Source organism: Serratia sp. JSRIV001, from assembly GCF_019968745.1.
GTDB lineage: Bacteria > Pseudomonadota > Gammaproteobacteria > Enterobacterales > Enterobacteriaceae > Chania > Chania fonticola_B.
Genome location: NZ_CP074147.1, coordinates 4,232,839 through 4,249,657 on the forward strand (window position 1 = coordinate 4,232,839; position 16,819 = coordinate 4,249,657).

The window sequence follows — 16,819 nt, forward strand, 5'->3', positions numbered from 1 at the left end:
ATTTGCGGCGGGCAATACGGCGGGATAACTCCTCAGATATGTTGGACATTGTTGTCAATCTCTCGCAATAATGAAGAAGGACACTAGAGCGGTATTCGGCGATAAGTCCGATCCTTTTCTAAAATTGAACTGGAGTAGCAATGGGTCAGGAAAAGCTCTACATCGATAAAGAATTAAGCTGGTTATCCTTTAATGAACGCGTGTTGCAGGAAGCCGCAGATAAGAGCAATCCCTTGATTGAGCGCATGCGATTTCTGGGCATTTACTCCAATAACCTGGATGAATTCTATAAAGTCCGCTTTGCCGATCTGAAACGGCGCATCTTGATCAGCGAAGAACAGGGTTCAGGTGGCGCGTCACGTCATTTGCTGAAAAAAATTCAGGCCAAGGTGCTGAAGACCGACCAGGAGTTCGACAGCCTGTACAACGATCTGCTGCTGGAGATGGCGCGCAACCAGATCTTCCTGATCAACGAGCGTCAGGTGTCGGAGAACCAGCAAATCTGGCTGCGGCAATACTTCAAGCATCATTTGCGCCAGCACATCACGCCGATCCTGATCAATCACGACACCAATCTGGTGCAGTTCCTGAAGGACGATTACACCTATCTGGCGGTGGAGATCATTCGCGGTACGCGCATCGATTATGCGTTACTGGAAATTCCTTCCGACAAAGTGCCCCGCTTCGTCAATCTGCCGCCGGAAGCCCCCCGCAGACGCAAGCCGATGATCCTGCTGGATAACATCCTGCGCTATTGCCTGGACGACATCTTCAAGGGCTTCTTCGACTATGATGCGCTCAACGCCTATTCGATGAAAATGACGCGCGATGCAGAATACGATCTGGTGACCGAAATGGAATCCAGCCTGTTGGAACTGATGTCGTCGAGCCTGAAACAACGCCTGACCGCTGAGCCGGTACGCTTTGTGTATCAGCGCGATATGCCCAACGAGATGGTGGAGTTGCTGCGTAACAAGCTGGGGATATCCAACTACGACTCGGTGATCGCCGGTGGCCGTTACCACAATTTTAAAGACTTCATCAGTTTCCCGAACGTCGGCAAGGCCAATCTGGTCAACCGCCCGCTACCGCGTCTGCGGCATATCTGGTTCGATAAATTCCGCAACGGCTTCGATGCCATCCGCGAAAAAGACGTGCTGCTGTACTACCCGTACCACACCTTTGAACACGTACTGGAGCTGCTGCGTCAGGCGTCGTTCGATCCCAGCGTGCTGGCGATAAAAATCAATATCTATCGGGTAGCCAAAGACTCACGCATTATCGAATCGATGATCCATGCGGCGCATAACGGCAAGAAAGTGACCGTGGTGGTGGAGCTACAGGCACGCTTCGACGAAGAGGCCAACATCCACTGGGCCAAACGCTTGACCGAGGCCGGGGTGCACGTGATCTTCTCCGCTCCGGGGCTGAAAATTCACGCCAAACTATTCCTGATCTCGCGCCGTGAAGGCGACGATATTGTGCGCTATGCTCATATTGGTACCGGCAACTTTAACGAAAAAACCGCCCGTATCTACACCGACTACTCGCTGCTGACCGCCGATTCGCGCATCACTAACGAAGTACGCCGGGTATTCAATTTTATTGAAAATCCGTACCGGCCGGTCTCCTTCGACAACCTGATGGTTTCGCCGCAGAACTCCCGCCGCATGCTGTACGATCTGATCGATCGGGAAATTGCCAACGCATTAGCCGGTGAAAACGCCGCTATTATGTTGAAAATAAATAATCTGGTGGATAAAGGGCTGGTAGATCGGTTATATACCGCTGCCGCCGCCGGCGTGAAAATCCGTCTGTTGGTGCGCGGCATGTGTTCGCTGATCCCCAACCTGCCGGGAATTAGTGACAATATTCAAGTTATCAGCATCGTCGACCGTTATCTGGAACACGATCGGGTATACGTTTTCGAAAACAAAGGTGACAAACGGGTTTACCTCTCTTCCGCCGACTGGATGACCCGTAACATAGATTACCGTATCGAAGTGGCTGTATCGCTGCTGGATCCGGCGCTCAAACAGCGCGTTCTGGACATTCTGGAGCTGCTGTTTAGCGATACGGTCAAGGCCCGCTATATCGATAAAGAACTGAGCAACCAGTATGTACCGCGTGGCAATCGCCGTAAGGTCCGTGCACAGGTGGCCATTTATGAGTATTTAAAAGCTCTGGAACAACCGGACAACTAGGCCAGCCACTATGCCGCTAAAAAGCACTGTAACCAATAATAAGCCACAGGAAATCGCTGCCATCGATCTTGGCTCGAACAGTTTCCATATGGTGATCGCCCGCGTCGTTAACGGCGCATTACAGGTGTTAGGCCGTTTAAAACAGCGGGTACACCTTGCCGATGGATTGGATAGCAACAACGTGCTCAGTGAAGAAGCCATGGAGCGGGGCTTGGCCTGCCTGGCGCTGTTCGCCGAGCGATTACAGGGGTTCCCAGCGGATAACGTCACCATCGTGGGTACCCACACCCTGCGTCAGGCGGTGAATGCCGAAGTGTTCCTCAAGCGGGCGGAAAAAGTGATCCCTTATCCGATCGAAATCATCGCCGGGCAGGAAGAGGCCCGTCTGATTTTTATGGGGGTCGAGCATACTCAGCCGGAAAAAGGCCGCAAGCTGGTGATCGACATCGGCGGTGGCTCTACCGAACTGGTGATCGGGGAGGATTTCGAGCCTCTGCTGGCAGAGAGCCGCCGCATGGGCTGCGTGAGCTTTGCCCATATGTTCTTCCCTGAAGGGGAGATCAGCAAAACCAACTTTAAACGAGCACGCCTGGCCGCCGCACAAAAATTGGAAACCCTGGCCTGGCAATACCGCATCCAGGGCTGGCAATATGCCTTGGGGGCATCTGGCACCATCAAGGCCGCTCACGAAGTTTTGGTGGCCATGGGTGAAAAAGACGGTTTGATTACCCTTGAACGGCTGGAGTTACTGGTTGAGCAAGTGTTGCAGTTTAAAAACTTCAGCGCCCTGAGCCTGCCGGGCCTGTCGGAAGATCGCCAATCGGTATTTGTGCCGGGGCTGGCGATCCTGTGTGGGGTATTTGATGCGCTGGCAATCCGCGATCTGCGTCTGTCCGACGGTGCCCTGCGCGAAGGCGTGTTGTATGAAATGGAGGGCCGCTTCCGCCACCAGGATATTCGCAGCCGCACGGCCAAAAGTCTGGCCGATCACTATAATATTGACCGCGAGCAGGCCAAGCGCGTGCTCGAAACCACCGAGCTGTTGTACGCTCAGTGGATGGCGCAAAACACCAAGCTGGTGCAGCCACAGTTGGAAGCGCTGCTGAAATGGGCCGCCATGCTGCATGAGGTGGGGCTGAGCATCAACCACAGCGGTATGCACCGCCACTCCGCCTATATTCTGCAAAATACCAACCTGCCAGGCTTCAACCAGGAGCAGCAGTTGCTGCTGTCAGCGCTGGTGCGTTTCCAGCGTAAAGCGATCAAGCTCGAAGAGTTACCCCGCTTGAACCTGTTCAAGAAGAAGTACTATCTGCCGCTGATCCAGCTGTTACGCCTGAGCACCCTGCTTAACAATCAGCGTCAGGCCACCACCACGCCGGAAACCCTGCGCCTGGTCACGGATGACAATCACTGGACGCTGCGCTTCCCGGCGGGCTATCTGTCGCAGAACAACCTGGTACAGCTCGATTTTGAGCGTGAGCAGGAATACTGGAATGACGTGGTTGGCTGGAAACTGGTGATAGAAGAAGAAGGCGAGCAGGACGCAGACGCAAAACCTGCCGCGTAACCCCTCACCCCAACCCTCTCCCACAGGGAGAGGGAGCTGACCGGAGCGCTTGGTTGGCCTGTGCTGCTTCGGTAAATACGGAGTAAGAAGAACGAGGATGGTGTAAACGCAGAAAAATCAGCGTACTCGATCGTCTCTCATCCAAGATGAATCACTACAATTTCAACCACGCTCGATCGGTTCCCTCTCCCTGTACTAGAGGGAGCTGGCCGGAGTGCTGTAAATACGGAGTAAGAAGAACAAAGATGGAGCATGGCGCAGAAAAATCAGCGTACTCGATCGTCTCTCATCCAAGATGAATCACTACAATTTCAACCACGCTCGATCGGTTCCCTCTCCCTGTGGGAGAGGGTTAGGGTGAGGGGCCACGTTCTCAGTCAGACTCTTCGTCTTCCGGTTGTGCCTCCATCGGCACTAGAGACGCCAACAATTGAGGTTTGCCGATAAAGTAGCCCTGCATATAATCCACGCCGAGGCTTTTAAGCGCATCGCGCTGCTCGGGCGACTCAACATATTCCGCCACAATCGACAACCTTCTCATCAGCGCCACCTTGCAGATTGACGCAATGATCTGGTAATCCACTTTGCTGGTCAGCATATCCTGCACAAAACTGCCGTCGATCTTCAAGATATCGACATGCAGCTCCTTCAGTCGATCGTAGGTGGCATAGCCGGTGCCAAAATCATCCAGGGCAATACGGCAACCTAACTGACGCAGCTCTTTCAGCGAATTTTTGGCATATTTCACATCCTGCACCAGATGAGACTCCGTCACTTCCAACACCAGTTGATAAGGCTCAATCTGGTATTGCTGCAAGGCATCGCGCACGTCTTGGCACAGGCTTGGGCGACACAGCGAGGACGGTGACAGATTCACGGCAAAGCGCGCGCTAGGCATACCTTCGCGATAGAGCTCCATAAACTGCAAGGTTTGGCGCAGTACCCACATATCCAACTGGTAAGCCAACCCGAATTCATGCACCACCGGCAGGAATTCGTTGGGAGGAATAACGTTCCCTTCATCATCCAGCATACGCAGCAGGATCTCATGGTAAGAATCGCCGCGAACCCCGACAATCGGTTGAGCCATCAACATGAAACCGTCATTATCCAGCGAGCGTTGTACCCAGTGTAACAAGGCAACCTTGCGCTTGATTTCATCCTGAACCACATGATGATCGTTCTGCACGTTTTCAGGCCGGCCACTGGTCAGAGACATTTCCGCCAACGAGCTCAATTCCCCCAGTAACAGATGCAGGTGTTCCACTTCCGAATAGACTCCACAGTAGCTAATTCCCAGCGGTGGATGGATTGGCAGACCGTTCCACACCAGACGAAACTTCTCCAGCGTGCTGTGGATTTTGGCCACCCGGGCCTCACCGTCGGAACCGTTGAGCCGCAGCACCAGATCGTACCCCGGCAGGTGATAGACGTCCTCCCCTTCCTCCAGCACCGTGCGCAGGCTGCTCGCCAGCTTCTGTTTGAACCGGATGCGCAACTGCATGCCATAGTTACGGCTGAGCAAATCCAGCTCGGAAATCCGCAGGAAACACAGCGTCGAACGCGGCACCTTGGCCAGATCGCGCTTCAATGCACGCAGGTTGGGTAAGCCGATGACCGGATCTTTTAACGAGGCGCTTTGCGCCTTCGCATGGTCCATCCGCTGGCGAGTATGCACCGCAGATGTCAGCAAAATACTGAGGGTGAACGCCAGCATCATTGACGAGATCATGGTCAGGTTATGCAGCAGGCTGTCCCATTGCACATAACCCGGATAGTTAAAGAACAGCACCAGAAGGGTTGCCGCCCAGATAATACAGTTGAACAGGTAGCCAAAGCGCATGGCGCTATACAGCATTACTGGCAATAACAGCGTCAGGCTGTAGTCGGGCACCTGCATGGCATTGGTATCAGCCGTGTGGTAGGCAAGTACCACGACCAAGGCAAGCAGCACCACGACCCACAGCTGCAGCTCACTTTTTTTAACCGATGGCGCCATCTCACGACGGATCCTTCCCAGCAGTACGCGAGCAAACTTGGGGTTCTTAATGATCCGTAAGACGAAATAGAACAGTTGCATGGAGGACAGGCAGCCAATCAGAATGGCCTGAAAGTTTATCAGTGCATGCAGGTGATTACCGCTTCCGGAAAGCATGCCGAGTTCGTCCGGCAACAAATCGAGGCCGATAACCAGCTGTAAACCAAAAATAAACAGCACTGGCGGCATCAGCACCAGCCAGATCAGCCGGTGTTTACCCAGCTTCAACTCGGTGAGTCCCACACACCAGTGGCGCTGCGACTGGCAGCGATAGCCCCACCAGCAAATGCTCAGACATCCCACATACAGCAACGTCATGATCACGTCGACTTCGCTGCCGCCGGCGCGGTTGGAATAGCGGATAAGGATAGCCAAAGCGATGCCAGGCATGGCACGCCAGTCATAAACCATCAGCAAAGAAAAGCAGACCACTAGCGGTAGATAAACCAGATACACTTTGCCATCAGGCAGCATCAGGCGCGGCGATAGCCAGCCTGCAAGCGGCACCAGCAGTAGGCTCAGCACAATAGGCTGCCCCCACCAACGGTCACGTAAATTATTCCAGAACTTTAAAATACCCATCAAGACACAGTATCCGCTAAGGCGTGATTCACTTCGTCGCTTAAGCGTTTTAAATCGCAGAGAAAGCAGGATCCGATCCCACCACAGAACCATTCGGGGAGCAAGCTGAGACATACGGTTCCAGCATCAAGAATGGCTGTGAATTCTATTCTCTGCGATAGCTTAAGATTTGACCACGATCAATTAATAGAGAAAAGGCTAATAAAAATCCATATGACACGTCATAGGCCGATAATAACCTATTAATACACAACAAAAAATCAGACAAAATCTATATCCCGTGCATTTCGAGTAACCACTTAAAAAGTGGTGGACATAAACCCCAGCTAAATTGCTCGATCAAACGCACGGAAATAAATGGACATCTTTTGTCATCAGAGCCTAGAATTCCATTTACAATTTAAATCAATGTTAGTCATGGCAGGCATGTGTCAAACAACAGTAATCGCCACCATCATTTTCCAGCGGCAGCCCCAACAGGGTGCTTGAACAATGCCAATGGGAAAAACCGACGGGCTCAATGAACCATGAGAAAGACCACAACCGGGCGCATGACCAAAGTCGTGCTGCTGATCAGTTTCATCATTCTAGTCGGTCGCCTGCTGTATGCCGCCATTGCCGCTATTCCCCATCATCAGGAAAAAAGATCGCTGCCTGAACCGCAGACCCAGGAAGCCCGCGTGGATAATCGGTGATTATCTTGCCCTACCAAGCGACCATCACCCTGAGTCACTGGCACGTCAAAGCTGCTGACCCTGCACCATCAGATTGATAAAAATCACGCCAACTGCCGCTATGCTCTATCTTTTAAAGATAGTCTAAAAGGAACCCGGTGTGCCAAGTCAGCGTTAAGGAATTCCATGTCCGCCGCAACACATAACGTCAAAAAAGTCGCTGAGTATCGTCAGCGCATCCTAAGCCTACTGTTAAATAATACCCCTTTGGTTGACGGCATTCTTGGCCGCTCAGGGGATGAAAAGCAACTCAGCGAAGGCGAACTGCTTAATCATACCGCCGAAATCACCCACTTGCTGCAAGATATGCACGCCGCTGACCTGGCGGACCTGCTAGAAGCGCTGCCACAAGATGAACGCCTGGCGCTGTGGCGGCTGGTGGATAACAACAAGCGCGGCCAAACCCTGGTAGAAGTTGCCGAACCCGTCTGGGATAGCCTGATCGAAGAGATGAGCGATAAAGACCTGCTCAAGGCGATCAAAACCCTGGATGTCGATGAACAGGCCTATCTGGCGCAATACCTGCCACGTAACCTGATGGGCCGCCTGCTGACCTCACTGGAGCCAGAGCAGCGTGAGCAGGTGCGCGAGATGGTCCATTACGGTAAGGATACCGTCGGCTGGATGATGGACTTTGAACTGGTCTCGGTACGCCCTGATGTCTCTTTGGGGGCCGTACACCGCTTCCTGCGTCAACGCAAAACCATCCCGGACGCCACCGATAAGCTGTTCGTCACCGACCGCAAAAATACCCTGTTAGGCGAGCTGCCGCTGACCGCGATCCTGCTTAACGATCCGCAAACCCCGGTGTTTAAGGTGATGGATAGCGATCCCACCACCTTCCAACCGGAAGACAAAGCCGAAGCGGCGGCCAGCGCGTTCGAACGTTATGACCTGATCAGCGCCCCGGTGATCGATGCCAAAGGCAAACTGATGGGGCGGTTAACCATCGAAGAGATCGTTGACGTAGTTAACGAAGAAAGCGACACCACTCTGCGTCGCATGGGCGGGTTAAGCCCGGAAGAAGACGTGTTTGCCCCGGTCAGCAAGGCAGTGAAAACCCGTTGGGCCTGGCTGGCCATCAACCTCTGTACCGCCTTTATCGCCTCCAGGGTCATTGGCCTGTTTGAACACACCATTTCACAATTGGTGGCGCTGGCCGCCTTGATGCCTATCGTCGCAGGTATCGGCGGCAATACCGGCAACCAGACCATTACCATGATCGTGCGCGCGCTGGCGCTGCATCAGATCGAAGAGGGCAATATTTCACGCCTGTTGTTCAGAGAGCTGGGCGTAGCCATCATCAACGGGATCGTCTGGGGTGGCATCATGGGGCTGGTCACCTATCTGCTGTATGGCGACCTGGCGATGGGGGGCGTGATGACGCTGGCCATGATGCTGAACCTGCTGGTCGCCGCGCTGATGGGGGTGATCATACCGATGACCATGCTCAAACTGGGCCGCGATCCTGCCGTGGGCTCCAGCGTACTGATCACTGCCCTGACCGATACCGGTGGCTTCTTTATCTTCCTGGGGCTGGCAACCGTATTTCTGCTTTAGTCAGTGTCACCGCTAGCTCGACCAGAGCAAATCGCTGGTTTCCCTTGCGGAGAAAGTGCCGAATCGCAACGGTGTGTCTTGATAGAGGTTGGGTATATACTTGGATAGGTATTCCTCGTCCGCTGTACTTCCCTATGGCGGCGGGGTTTAGTGGTCGATAGCACAAAGTGAAGGTTACCGATGGATCTCAGCGCAACGCAGCACCCACTCAAAGCTAAAGGTGTCTTGTTCACCCACTCGTTGCTGAGCGCACTGATTGTGTTTCTGCTGGCCTACCTGTGCCTGACGCTGTCAGCAGAATCCAGCCACTTTACCCCGCTGTGGTTCCCGACTGCCGCCGTTATTATGCTGATGTTCCACCAGCCACCGCGTACTTGGCCATTGCACTTGATCCTCTGCGGGATCGGCATGTGTCTTGCCAGTTTCCTGCTGTTCGGCCTCAGTTGGTTCCCGGTCAAACTCACGCTGATCAACCTGCTGGAAGCCACCGTTTGTACCCTGCTGCTACGGCGAATACTGCAGCCAGACGACCCGTTGAACGGCTTGGCAAGCTGGTTGAAATTTGTGTTCTGCGCCGTGATCTTCATGCCCATGTTCAGCGCACTGCTGGCAGCCTCACTAGCGCCCGCGCCTGGGGAAACCTTTTGGCAACCCTTCAGCATCTGGTTTATTTCCGAGGCGATCGGCGTACTGGCTCTGGCGCCGATCGGGCTGGTTTATCGCCGCTCAATGTTAAGAACGCTGAACCTGTTCGAACTGTTGTTGGTATTGCTGGGAACACTGACCTTCAGCTATCTGGCGCTACTCTACCTACCCTTCCCGTTTACCTTTATCATCCTGCCGTTGCTGTGGGCAGCGATCAGCCTGCCGCGGCTCGAAGCCTTTATCATCTGTTTTACCACGACCCTGATGATTACGGTGTTGATCTCGCTCGGACTGTTACATTTTCAAGAGAACGGGGCGTTTTTAAGCGATGTGACAATCTACCTGCCACTGATGTTGATCCTGATCCCAGCCCACGCCATGGCGATGGTGATGCATGCTTTTCGGGTGGAAAAAGAGCATATCGTGGAAAGTGAAACGCGTTTTCGTAATGCGTTGGAGTATTCAGCCATCGGCATGGCGCTGGTCTCACCAGAAGGGAAATGGTTACAGGTCAATCAGGCGCTGTGCAAGCTGCTGCGCTATCCCGCAGAAACCCTGCGCCGCCTGACGTTTCAAGAAATCACCCATCCCGATGATTTAAATGCCGATCTGACACAGTTACAGGACCTGCTTGATGGCCATATCAGCAGCTACACCATGGAAAAACGCTATATTCGTAGCGACGGTGAGAGCGTCTGGACACTGCTGGCGGTATCCCTGGTGCGCGATCCGCAGGGCCAACCGCTGTACTTTATTTCTCAAGTAGAAGATATCAACGAACTAAAACGCACCGAAGCGGAGAACCGCAGCCTGGTGGAACGAATAACGCTAGCTAATCAGGCTGGCGGGATCGGCGTGTGGGAATGGATGTTGAACGGAGATAAGCTCACCTGGGACAAAAGGATGTTCGAGTTGTACGAACTGACGCCGGATCAAACTCCCACTCTGGCCCTATGGAACTCTTTACTGCTGGAGGAAGATCGTGAACGCATCGGGCGGCAAATGGCAACGCTTACCGACCAGCACCGGCCGTTTGTGATGGAGTTCCGCATCAAGACCCGGTTGGGGGGAATACGCCATATTCGCGCCCAGGGTAATACCATTTTCGATGAGCATGGTGAGCCGAAGCGGATGATCGGTACCAATATCGACATGACGGAAATCAAATCGCTGGCCGAAGCGCTGCACGAAGAGAAGGAACGTTTACACATTACGCTGGACGCCATCGGCGAAGGGGTGATCTCCACCGACCGCGAAATGCGCATCACCTTTATGAACCCGGTAGCTGAACAAATGTGCGGTTGGCCGCTGGAGTTGGCGCTCGGTATGCCGATCAACGGCGTAGTACGGATGACCGACGGCAAGGATGGCCCAGAGATAGAAAATCCGGTGAAAAACTGCCTGCAAGAGGGTCCTCCCCTGCCAGCAGAATACGCGCTGGTACTGCATAGCCGCGACGGCCGCCGCTTCGACGTCCAGGAATCGGTATCGCCGCTGAAAACCATCGAGGGCGAGGTGATGGGGGCAGTGATGGTGTTGCAGGATGTCAGCGCCTCGCGAGAACTGATGAAAAAGCTCAGCTACAACGCCTCACACGATGCACTGACCGACCTGAAAAACCGTACCAGCTTCGAAAAGCGGCTGAAGGGCGCCATTGCCAGCGCGGCCGAAAGCCAGCAACAGCACTCGCTGGTGTTCCTCGATCTCGACAGGTTCAAGGCGGTTAACGATAGCGCCGGACACGCAGCAGGCGATGCCTTGCTCAGGGAGATTGGCCAGTTGATGCAACGCCAGCTGCGTAACAGCGACTGCCTGGCACGGCTCGGTGGCGACGAATTTGGCCTGATCCTGTTCGACTGTTCGTTGGAACAGGCCAAGCAACTGATGCAAAAGATGATCGAGCAAATCGGCGAACACTCATTCTGCTGGGCGGGCAAGATTTATCATGTCGGAGCCAGTGCCGGTATTACGCAAATCGGTGCCACCAGCGGCAAGAGCAGCGAGCTATTGGCACAGGCCGATATCGCCTGTTATACCGCCAAGCACCATGGCCGCGGCCAGGTTTATATTTATGAAGCTCGGCAAAAACAGCAGATGGAGCGCCAGCATGAGCTGCTAACGCGCCAGGAAGTACTAGATATTATCGATAATCAGCAATTGCTGTTACGCGTCAGGGCAGCCTCGCCGCCTAAAACGCCGCAGGCGGTCTGTTTCTATCAGCTAAAGCTGTACGTTACCCCACCCGACGAACGCCTGCTAGCCGCTGAATCCTTCCTCGCCGCCGCCCAGCTCTACGGCCTGCTGCCGGATGTCGATCGCTGGTTGGTAAGTCAGGTACTGGAAAGACACGCAGAGGCTCTACACCGCAAGGGGCTGGCCATTGCGCTGCCATTAGCCACGGATAGCGTGCTGGATATTGATTTTCAAAGTTATTTGCTGGAGTTACTGGCGGCTTCAGTGCTGCCAGCCAGCGCGCTGTATCTGATGGTGGACGAGACCATCGTGCTCGATCACCCAGAGGACGGCGGTGACTTTATGCGCCGTTTGCAGCAGATGGGCTGCAAGCTGATCGTCAATGGTTTTGGCCGCAACCTGAACGCCTTCAATCAATTAAACGGCCAGACTATCGATTACATCCGCATCGACGAGCGTTTTATCACCGACGTCCACTGTAACCAAATGGATGAGCTGATGGTGTCGATGATCCATGGTGCCGCGCAACGTATTAATACTCAAACTCTAGCCGGGCCTGCACATCAACAGGTTACGCTAAGTGCGCTGACAGCCATCGGGGTCGATCTGGTAGACGGTGACACCGTTGCGCTGGAGCTACCGCTGAGCGAGTTACTCAGCGGCGGCTACTTCGGTATTCACTGAAGGAGCCCAACGATCGTTATGCCACAGATGCAAGGTGGCGTAGGAACGCCAAGGCCGCCAGCGTTCGGCATAGCGCTCAATCTGGCGCGGCGTCATGCCGGGGAAACGCTGTTTGATCAGATAGTCCCCCGCCAGAAAAACGTCCGGCCATGACCAGGCCCGCATCGCGATATAGCTGGCGGTCCAACTGCCTATCCCCGGTAATGAAGTTAACTCCTTGATACCCTGTTCGATATCCAGCACGTTATCCAGCTGCAAACGCCCTTCTGTTACCCTGCGTGCAATTTCAATCAGCGCCGCCGCGCGCTTCAGCTGTACGCCCAATGGACGCAGATCTTCCGGTTGCAACTGGGCGATCCGCACCGCCTGCGGAAAAACATGAGTGATATCGCCATACGGCTGCTCCAGCGCCGTTCCCCAGCGTTCGGCCATCCGTCCGGCAAAGGTAGCCGCCATCTTGACGCTGACCAACTGCCCCAACACCGCACGCGTAGCCTGCTCAAAGCTGTTGACGCAGCCTGGCAAACGTAAGCCGGGCGCATCCGCCGCTAACGTACCTAACGCCTCGCAAATGCGGTCCGGCGCGGCATCCAGATCGAACAGTTGGCGAATGCGCCGCAGGACTTCGGTCGTCACTCTGCTGAGCGATGGGGCAATTTCCACCCGCACCCGGTTTCGCGCCTCTTCCGGCTGGACGCTCACCCAACCGCAATATTCGACGCCGCCCTGATCCACCGCGATCGAACGACAGTATTGTTGACCGGCAACGCTTTCCACGCCGCTGACCGCACGAGTCTGTAAGAACCCCAACATACGCAGCCAATCGTAAGGTGGCCGATACCCCAGATGAAACACCAGTCCGCTGGTGGCGGCACGCTCACTTCGGCCAGCAGTGCTGCGCAATACCGAAGGGATCAGGCGATAACGGGCCTTAAACAGCTCATTGAAACGCCGCAGGCTGCCAAACCCGGCGGCAAACGCCACTTCGCTCAGGGGCAAATCGGTATCCGCCAGCAGCCGTTTGGCCTGCAACAGGCGGTGTGACTGGGCGTAATCAATGGGGGAAGCGCCGAACTGCTCGGCAAAAATGCGCCGCAGATGGCGATCGGAAATCCCCAGACGGGTAGCCAGCTGTTCACAGCTATGCTCTGAAAGATAGCCCTGCTCAATCAGCTGAACCGCAACCTGAGCATAGCGATTGCCCAGATCGATCAGCGCCAGCCCTGGAGCCAATTCGGGGCGGCATTTCAGGCAGGGGCGAAAACCGGCCAGTTCGGCGGCGGCGGCGCTGGGATAAAAGGTACAATTTTCGATTTTCGGTGTGCGGGCACTACATACCGGCCTGCAATAGATACCGGTGGAGGAGACACCGACAAAAAATCGTCCGTCAAACTTACGGTCACGCGCACTCAGCGCGCTATACAGCGCCTGTTGTTGATTCTTCATGGCATCGCTCGGAGTCAGTTTTTTGTTCATTATGGCGCTCGGACCTGTGGCTGACGTGCGGGAATCGGACATTAACCTGTTTGATATCGCTGCCATCAAGTTAACCATGCCGCCGCGATTGCCGCTAAATTTTTCGCCAGTTAGCGGCCCACTCGTTGCTCGGCAGACCAGTCTCGGGTAAAGTCGCCCCCCTTCATCGGCATGGGGAACGAAAAATGTTTATTGGCTTCGATTATGGCACTGCCAACTGTTCTGTCGCCGTTATGCGCGACCAGGGCCCTGAATTACTGACGTTGGAAAACAACGAACCGTATCTCCCTTCGATGCTGTGCGCACCGACGCGCGAGGCGGTGAGTGAGTGCCTGCATCGCCACTGGCAGGTGCCAACCGGCAGCGAGGAAAACCAGCAGCTGCTGCGCCGCGCCATCACTTTCAACCGCGAAGAAGATATTCCGGTCAACGGCGACAGCGTGCTGTTCGGCCTGCAGGCGCTGGCCCACTACATCGAAGATCCGGAAGAAGTGTATTTTGTCCGCTCGCCGAAATCCTTCCTCGGGGCTAACGGCCTTAAGCCACAGCAGATTGCGCTATTTGAAGATCTGGTGTGCGCCATGATGTTCCACATCAAGCGCCAGGCGGAAAGCGTGTTACAAACCAGCATCGATCAGGCCGTCATTGGCCGCCCGATCAACTTCCAGGGCACCGGCGGTGAAGAGGCTAACCAGCAGGCGCAGGGGATTTTGCACCGCGCCGCACAGCGGGCCGGTTTCAAAGAGATCGAGTTTCAGTTCGAACCGGTTGCCGCCGGGCTGGACTTTGAAGCGACGCTAAGCGAAGAGAAAACCGTGCTGGTAGTCGATATCGGCGGCGGCACCACCGACTGCTCGGTGCTGCTGATGGGGCCACAATGGCGCGATCGTGCCGATCGCCAACAGAGCCTGTTGGGGCACAGCGGTTGCCGCGTAGGCGGTAACGATCTGGATATCATGCTGGCGTTCAAACAGCTGATGCCGCTGTTCGGTATGGGCGGTGAAACCGAGAAAGGCATTGCCATGCCTGCATTGCCTTACTGGAACGCGGTAGCGACCAACGACGTCCCGGCCCAAATCGATTTCTACAGCACGGCCAATGGCCGTATGCTGCGCGATCTGATCCGCGACGCTGCCGAACCCGAGAAGGTGAAACGTCTGTTGAAAGTACATCAGCAGCGCCTGAGCTATCGGCTGGTACGTGCGGCGGAAGAGAGTAAAATCGCGCTATCGGGTCAGGCAAGCATCAGCGCTCAACTGGATTTTGTGCAGCCGGAGCTGGCAGAAACGATCAGCCAGGAGCAGTTGGCCGATGCCATTGCCCAACCTCTGCTACGTATCCAGGAACAGGTTAGCGCCGCTCTGGCTACCAGCCAAAGTAAGCCGCAGGTCATTTACCTGACCGGTGGTAGCGCGCGCTCACCACTGCTGAGAACTGCACTGCAACAGCAGTTGCCGGGGATCCCGATCGTCGGTGGCAACGATTTTGGCTCGGTCACCGCCGGGTTGGCACGCTGGGCGCAGACGCTGTTTCGTTGATTAACGCAGGGGCGGCTAACGCCCCTGACAATGGAGCATTATGGCTATCATCACTGGTGAAACACCTAGATTGCTGCTGCGCGGTTGGCAAGATAGCGATCTGCCCGCCTTTGCCGCGCTCAATAGCGCTCCTGAGGTGATGAAATACTTCCCGGCAACGCTAAGCAGAGCTGAAAGCGACGCCCAGGCCAATCGTATCCGCCAATTTATGCAACAACACGGCTGGGGGCTATGGGCCGTCGAGGTGAAGCATCAGGCTGCCTTTATCGGCTTTGTCGGGCTAGCCATTCCTGGCGACGATCTGCCCTGCTCGCCCTGCGTGGAAATTGGCTGGCGGTTGGCGAAGGAGCATTGGGGCCAAGGCTATGCCAGCGAAGCGGCACGTTGCGCACTGGATATCGCTTTCAATAGGCTGCAACTGCCAGAGGTGGTGTCCTTTACCGCTGAAATTAATCTCCCTTCCCGCCGGGTGATGGAGCGCATCGGGATGACCTTCAGCGGTGAAACCTTCGAGCATCCCCGTTTACCGCTGGGCCATCCACTACGCAAGCATGTGTTGTATCGTAAGCTGTCGCCAAACAAGTAATGGTGATAATAACTCATTGAATAATAATTGATGTTAGGGGCCTTACCAGGCACTTGCCTCATCCAGCGCCTTGATATCCTCGGCGGCCAATTGGAGCCGAGTGGCACTCACCAACTCATCCAACTGGGTTAACGAGGTGGCGCTGACGATGGGCGCGGTGATGCTTGGGCGAGCAATCAGCCAGGCCAACGAGATCTGTGCGGGTGTAGTCTGGTGCTTCTCTGCCAGCAGATCGAGGGCTGCCAGAATGCGGAAACCGCGCGGGTTCAGATAACGCGACACAATGGTATCTCCGCGCTGGCTCTTACCCACGTCCTGTGCGCTACGATATTTGCCGGTGAGGAAACCACTGGCCAGTGAGAAGAAGTTGATCACCCCCAGCCCCTGTTGCTGCGCCACCGCTTCCAGCGCCTGCTCATAACCTTCACGGGCATACAGATTATATTCCGGCTGCAGGGTTTCATAGCGCGCCAGTCCGTTTTGCTCGCTGACTTTCAGTGCTTCCACCAGCCGGTCTGCCTGATAGTTGGAAGCGCCAATGGCACGCACTTTCCCGGCTTTGATCAATTCATCAAATGCAGACAGAGTTTCCGCCAGCGGAGTGTCCTGGTCATCATCATGGGACTGATAAAGATCGATATAATCGGTTTGCAGGCGGCGCAACGAAGCCTCTACGGCCTGACGAATATAGCGTGGCGACAAGCCTTGTTTGCCCTCGCCCATCGGTTTTCCCACCTTGGTAGCGATGATCACCTGGTCGCGCTTGCCGCTTTTCTTCAGCCAGTTACCAATCACCGTTTCTGACTCACCACCTTGGTTGCCCGGCGCCCAGCTCGAATAAACGTCGGCGGTATCAATAAAATTCAGCTGATTGGCTACCAGCGCATCCAACAGGCTGAAAGACGTGGCCTCGTCTGCAGTCCAACCAAACACGTTGCCGCCAAAGGTCAGTTGCGGGACCTGAATGCCGGAACGGCCCAACGGTTTCTTGCTCATGATGTGGCTCCTG

Annotated in this window: 10 protein-coding genes; 7 read left to right on the forward strand and 3 right to left on the reverse strand. The window is 55.0% G+C overall.

Annotated elements, in window-relative coordinates:
* The first annotated feature begins 140 nt into the window (after positions 1 to 140).
* Both ppk1 and ppx read left to right on the forward strand, forming a co-directional pair.
* The gene (gene ppk1 / locus KGP17_RS19655; RefSeq protein ID WP_021807129.1) at positions 141 to 2,204 is read left to right on the forward strand and encodes a polyphosphate kinase 1; all 2,064 of its coding nucleotides are present in this window, start codon (positions 141 to 143) and stop codon (positions 2,202 to 2,204) included.
* Between the two features lie 10 nt (positions 2,205 to 2,214).
* Positions 2,215 to 3,774, forward strand: a complete 1,560-nt coding sequence (gene ppx / locus KGP17_RS19660) for an exopolyphosphatase (protein WP_021807130.1) — start codon at positions 2,215 to 2,217, stop codon at positions 3,772 to 3,774.
* A gap of 373 nt (positions 3,775 to 4,147) precedes the next feature.
* Here ppx and KGP17_RS19665 read toward each other — a convergent pair whose 3' ends face one another.
* Complete coding sequence (locus tag KGP17_RS19665) at positions 4,148 to 6,394, reverse strand: EAL domain-containing protein (protein ID WP_179247670.1); 2,247 nt, start codon at positions 6,392 to 6,394, stop codon at positions 4,148 to 4,150.
* A 527-nt stretch (positions 6,395 to 6,921) separates the two neighbouring features.
* Between KGP17_RS19665 and KGP17_RS19670 the strand changes: the two genes are divergently transcribed.
* From KGP17_RS19670 to KGP17_RS19680, 3 genes are all read left to right on the forward strand, one after another.
* Positions 6,922 to 7,089: a YfgG family protein gene (locus KGP17_RS19670; RefSeq protein WP_065686557.1), complete on the forward strand. Its 168-nt coding sequence runs from the start codon at positions 6,922 to 6,924 to the stop codon at positions 7,087 to 7,089.
* Positions 7,090 to 7,254: 165 nt separating this feature from the next.
* Complete coding sequence (gene mgtE / locus KGP17_RS19675) at positions 7,255 to 8,688, forward strand: magnesium transporter (RefSeq protein WP_021178779.1); 1,434 nt, start codon at positions 7,255 to 7,257, stop codon at positions 8,686 to 8,688.
* Positions 8,689 to 8,868: 180 nt separating this feature from the next.
* Positions 8,869 to 12,210 (forward strand): diguanylate cyclase, encoded by a 3,342-nt coding sequence (locus KGP17_RS19680; protein WP_223498185.1) that lies wholly within the window; start codon positions 8,869 to 8,871, stop codon positions 12,208 to 12,210.
* Here the strand turns inward: KGP17_RS19680 and alkA are convergent.
* On the reverse strand, positions 12,178 to 13,686 hold the full coding sequence (alkA, locus tag KGP17_RS19685) for a DNA-3-methyladenine glycosylase 2 (protein ID WP_223498186.1): 1,509 nt from the start codon (positions 13,684 to 13,686) through the stop codon (positions 12,178 to 12,180). The two genes, KGP17_RS19680 and alkA, sit on opposite strands and share 33 nt — an antisense overlap.
* Positions 13,687 to 13,871: 185 nt before the next feature.
* Here alkA and yegD point away from each other — a divergent pair, with 185 nt between their 5' ends.
* A complete protein-coding gene (gene yegD, locus KGP17_RS19690; protein ID WP_021807134.1) occupies positions 13,872 to 15,224 on the forward strand; it encodes a molecular chaperone in 1,353 nt (450 codons plus the stop codon).
* A gap of 40 nt (positions 15,225 to 15,264) precedes the next feature.
* Complete coding sequence (locus KGP17_RS19695; RefSeq protein WP_021807135.1) at positions 15,265 to 15,810, forward strand: GNAT family N-acetyltransferase; 546 nt, start codon at positions 15,265 to 15,267, stop codon at positions 15,808 to 15,810.
* Between the two features lie 42 nt (positions 15,811 to 15,852).
* Here KGP17_RS19695 and KGP17_RS19700 read toward each other — a convergent pair whose 3' ends face one another.
* Positions 15,853 to 16,806 carry an aldo/keto reductase gene (locus KGP17_RS19700; protein ID WP_021807136.1) on the reverse strand — a complete coding sequence of 318 codons (954 nt, stop codon included), beginning with the start codon at positions 16,804 to 16,806 and terminating at the stop codon, positions 15,853 to 15,855.
* Positions 16,807 to 16,819: the final 13 nt, after the last annotated feature.

Excerpts from the sequence above, each read along its gene's own strand:
- ppk1 (WP_021807129.1), top strand. The coding sequence starts at position 141 with ATGGGTCAGGAAAAGCTCTACATCGATAAAGAATTAAGCTGGTTATCC.
- ppx (WP_021807130.1), top strand. The coding sequence starts at position 2,215 with ATGCCGCTAAAAAGCACTGTAACCAATAATAAGCCACAGGAAATCGCT.
- KGP17_RS19665 (WP_179247670.1), bottom strand. The coding sequence starts at position 6,394 with ATGGGTATTTTAAAGTTCTGGAATAATTTACGTGACCGTTGGTGGGGG.
- KGP17_RS19670 (WP_065686557.1), top strand. The coding sequence starts at position 6,922 with ATGAGAAAGACCACAACCGGGCGCATGACCAAAGTCGTGCTGCTGATC.
- mgtE (WP_021178779.1), top strand. The coding sequence starts at position 7,255 with ATGTCCGCCGCAACACATAACGTCAAAAAAGTCGCTGAGTATCGTCAG.
- KGP17_RS19680 (WP_223498185.1), top strand. The coding sequence starts at position 8,869 with ATGGATCTCAGCGCAACGCAGCACCCACTCAAAGCTAAAGGTGTCTTG.
- alkA (WP_223498186.1), bottom strand. The coding sequence starts at position 13,686 with ATGAACAAAAAACTGACTCCGAGCGATGCCATGAAGAATCAACAACAG.
- yegD (WP_021807134.1), top strand. The coding sequence starts at position 13,872 with ATGTTTATTGGCTTCGATTATGGCACTGCCAACTGTTCTGTCGCCGTT.
- KGP17_RS19695 (WP_021807135.1), top strand. The coding sequence starts at position 15,265 with ATGGCTATCATCACTGGTGAAACACCTAGATTGCTGCTGCGCGGTTGG.
- KGP17_RS19700 (WP_021807136.1), bottom strand. The coding sequence starts at position 16,806 with ATGAGCAAGAAACCGTTGGGCCGTTCCGGCATTCAGGTCCCGCAACTG.